Origin of the sequence: Haloimpatiens lingqiaonensis (genome assembly GCF_901447495.1) — a bacterium.
In the GTDB taxonomy this organism is placed as follows: domain Bacteria; phylum Bacillota; class Clostridia; order Clostridiales; family Clostridiaceae; genus Haloimpatiens; species Haloimpatiens lingqiaonensis.
In genome coordinates this window covers 1-3,270 of record NZ_CABDWS010000142.1, presented here as the reverse complement: position 1 = coordinate 3,270, position 3,270 = coordinate 1, and the positions used below count along the sequence as shown (strand labels likewise).

The window sequence follows — 3,270 nt, the reverse complement described above, 5'->3', positions numbered from 1 at the left end:
CATACTGACAACCTCCCGTGTGATTAATTGAGTAATAACTTTTATATATCACGGAAACCGTCGGTGTGCCATATTTATTTTTTGGTAGCATTACCAATTTGACTTTTTATTTTGCAGAACTAAAGTTTTTAATTTTAGTTTTGCATTAGCAAAACATCCATAATTGTCAACTGTCAATTGTCAATTGTCAATTATAAGAATGTTGCGTCGCAACATTCTTATAAGTTGCAGCGATACGCCTTGTTTCCTGAGTATTTTATTTCCTTTAGTACTTTTCTAACCACTTCTTTTCCTATTTCATCTTCCTGCATTTCACATAGAGCATCATCAATATTGCTCCAGTCCACCCACTCAACTTCTGAGGATTTATTTATTTCTCCATCTAAATATTCTGCCATATACGTAAGCATTATTATTTCCTTAGTAGCTAAATAATTACTTCCTAGATATTTTATATTACCCACGGTTATACCTGTTTCTTCCTTTACCTCTCTATATACCGTTTCCTCTACAGTTTCACCATTTGTTACGTATCCCGAAACTAGCACTTTAGAATTTTTAAATATATAACTTTGCTTAAGTAAAAGAATTTGATTATCCTTAATAACAGCTACTACCACACAAGGCTTAGGTGTGTCAAAATACATTATATTATCATGGGCACAATAAGGTACGCCTCCCTCATCCCAACTATATTTTTCCTCAAGTTCTCTTCCACACAAAGGACAATACTTAAACTTCAATTTTTTCTCCCCCTCTCTATTTATCCGATGACTACCTGCCGTAACACTCCCACTTCTAACAAAGCGGGAGATAACGGCAGCTACGTCCCTGGATAACGATCTCTAACCTTCAGTTGGAGTAAAAACTCCATCTGAAGCTAAGAGCTCTGTTTATAACTCAATAGGCACGGATTCTTTTAATTTTATAAAATCTTCACCTAGTTCACAATCATAAGCATATATGTCTACTCCATTAGAATGGGCTAACCTCAATGCTTCTGAAAATTCCTTATCTGTTTCTTCATTAGGCATAAACTTTTTAACATTTTCAATTTGTATTAAAAAAAGTACACCTGCCCCATGACCTTTTTTCTTAGCTTCTATAAGCTCTAATAAGTGTTTTTTTCCTCTTTCTGTAGGTGCATCAGGAAACTTTGTAATACCCTCATTTTCAAGAGTTACACCTTTTACCTCTAAATAATATTCATGACCATTATCATCAGTTAATTTGAAATCAAATCTACTATTCCCAAAAAATTTTTCTCGCTGAATATTCGTATACATTGATAAAGACTCTATTCTATTTTCTCTTAAGGCCTCTTCTACTACTTTATTCGGAACCTGTGAATCTATATTTATAAGTTTTTCCCCTTTATATCCTGCAATTAAATCGTACTTAGTTTTTCGTGTAGGATTATTTTCTTCCCTTAATAAGATAGTACAGCCCGGTAAAAGAATTTCTTTGCATCTTCCTGTGTTAGGCACATGTACCATTTGCTCTTCTCCATCTATTTTTACATATGCTTGAAATCTATTTGGTCTTCTCACAAATTCTGCTTTAAATATATTCTTATCTATTTTCATAATACACCCATTCCTTATCCAATTTATCCACATACAAAATTATATTTTTTTGTTTATCCACAATTAATTAAAGATATTAACATAGTTTATTTTTACTAATTATATCATAACATATACTTTTATAATAATTTATATAACTGCTATAAAATATACAATTGAAAATACTTAAAACAAGGTAACAAGTCACAATAGGTATGATACTAATATTAATGCCCGCTCATCCTTTAATATGACCATCAAAATCTTGGAGGTTTTCTATAAAAAAATAAAACTCCTGTTACAATGAACAAGAGTTTTGTTTTTTAATTTGGCTGAGGTGGCAGGATTCGAACCTGCGAGTGCGGGAGTCAGAGTCCCGTGCCTTACCGCTTGGCGACACCCCAATATTATATTTCAAAAAAAGTAAAAATGACTCCTAGGGGATTCGAACCCCTGATGCCACCGTGAGAGGGTGGAGTCTTGACCACTTGACCAAGGAGCCATATTTCATCCGACATTTACAAATTATACTACAGTATAAAGTAATAGTCAATATTCCAGTTTATATAAAAATCAAATAGTATATGGATAATCTATTTAAAATCTTTATAATTTAGTAAATTCTACACTTTTATATAATAAAAAAAACCTGACAATAATGTCAGGTAATCTATATGGAGCGGAAGACGGGACTCGAACCCGCGACATCCACCTTGGCAAGGTGGCGCTCTACCAACTGAGCCACTTCCGCAGAAAATGGTATTTAAGTTTAATTTAAGTTTCTCACATGAAACTTTATGGCTGGGATGGCAGGATTCGAACCTACGAATGCCAGAGTCAAAGTCTGGTGCCTTACCGCTTGGCGACACCCCAATAAATAAATGGTGCGTCTTAAGGGAGTCGAACCCCTGGCACACGGCTTAGAAGGCCGTTGCTCTATCCAACTGAGCTAAAGACGCATTATAAATTTCATAAATGGAGCGGGTGAAGGGAATCGAACCCTCGTGTCCAGCTTGGAAGGCTGGCGCTCTACCATTGAGCAACACCCGCGTAATATGTTGGTGCAGGTGAAGGGAGTCGAACCCCCACGCCGTAGGCGCTAGATCCTAAGTCTAGTGCGTCTGCCAATTCCGCCACACCTGCACAATATTAAAATGGTGACTCCTAGGGGAATCGAACCCCTGTTACCACCGTGAAAGGGTGGTGTCTTAACCGCTTGACCAAGGAGCCAAATGACCTGGCGACGACCTACTCTCCCACAGGGCTTCCCCTGCAGTACCATCGGCGCTTTGAAGCTTAACCGTCCTGTTCGGAATGGGAAGGGGTGTTACCTTCAAGCCATAATCACCAGATTCTTTGTAATTATTAGGTACTAGGTCCTAGATTCTAGGTCCTAGATTCTAGGTTCTAGGTTCTAGGTTCTAGGTTCTAGGTTCTAGAATAAAAGAACTTTATTGTTCTTTCAAAATTGCACAGTGTGGAAGAATCTTTTAATTGACAATTGTCAATTGTCAACTGTCAACTGTCAATTATCTTTTGATCAAGCCCTCGACTTATTAGTATCGGTCAGCTGAACATGTTACCATGCTTACACCTCCGACCTATCAACCTGGTAGTCTTCCAGGAGTCTTACTAGCTTACGCTATGGGAAATCTAATCTTGAGGTGGACTTCACGCTTAGATGCTTTCAGCGTTTATTCCTTCC

The 3,270-nt window shown here is 37.0% G+C and carries 2 protein-coding genes, 8 tRNA genes and 2 rRNA genes; all 12 read right to left on the bottom strand.

The features are described 5' to 3' along the window. Positions 1-218: 218 nt before the first annotated feature. Positions 219-743: an NAD(+) diphosphatase gene (locus tag FGK85_RS14890; protein WP_138207910.1), complete on the bottom strand. Its 525-nt coding sequence runs from the start codon at positions 741-743 to the stop codon at positions 219-221. A 150-nt stretch (positions 744-893) separates the two neighbouring features. Next, positions 894-1,586: a DNA/RNA nuclease SfsA gene (gene sfsA / locus FGK85_RS14885; protein ID WP_138207908.1), complete on the bottom strand. Its 693-nt coding sequence runs from the start codon at positions 1,584-1,586 to the stop codon at positions 894-896. A gap of 308 nt (positions 1,587-1,894) precedes the next feature. After that, positions 1,895-1,969 (bottom strand) — tRNA-Gln (locus FGK85_RS14880). 26 nt (positions 1,970-1,995) lie between these two features. Then, positions 1,996-2,067 (bottom strand) — tRNA-Glu (locus FGK85_RS14875). A 173-nt stretch (positions 2,068-2,240) separates the two neighbouring features. Further along, positions 2,241-2,316 (bottom strand) — tRNA-Gly (locus FGK85_RS14870). 47 nt (positions 2,317-2,363) lie between these two features. Continuing rightward, positions 2,364-2,438 (bottom strand) — tRNA-Gln (locus FGK85_RS14865). 9 nt (positions 2,439-2,447) lie between these two features. After that, a tRNA-Arg gene (locus FGK85_RS14860) sits at positions 2,448-2,524 on the bottom strand. Between the two features lie 17 nt (positions 2,525-2,541). Then, a tRNA-Gly gene (locus tag FGK85_RS14855) sits at positions 2,542-2,615 on the bottom strand. Between the two features lie 9 nt (positions 2,616-2,624). Further along, positions 2,625-2,708: transfer RNA gene (locus FGK85_RS14850), tRNA-Leu, on the bottom strand. A 12-nt stretch (positions 2,709-2,720) separates the two neighbouring features. After that, positions 2,721-2,795: transfer RNA gene (locus FGK85_RS14845), tRNA-Glu, on the bottom strand. Between the two features lie 5 nt (positions 2,796-2,800). Continuing rightward, positions 2,801-2,917, bottom strand: a 5S ribosomal RNA gene (gene rrf, locus FGK85_RS14840). Between the two features lie 184 nt (positions 2,918-3,101). After that, positions 3,102-3,270: ribosomal RNA gene (locus FGK85_RS14835) — 23S ribosomal RNA — on the bottom strand; the annotation flags it as partial.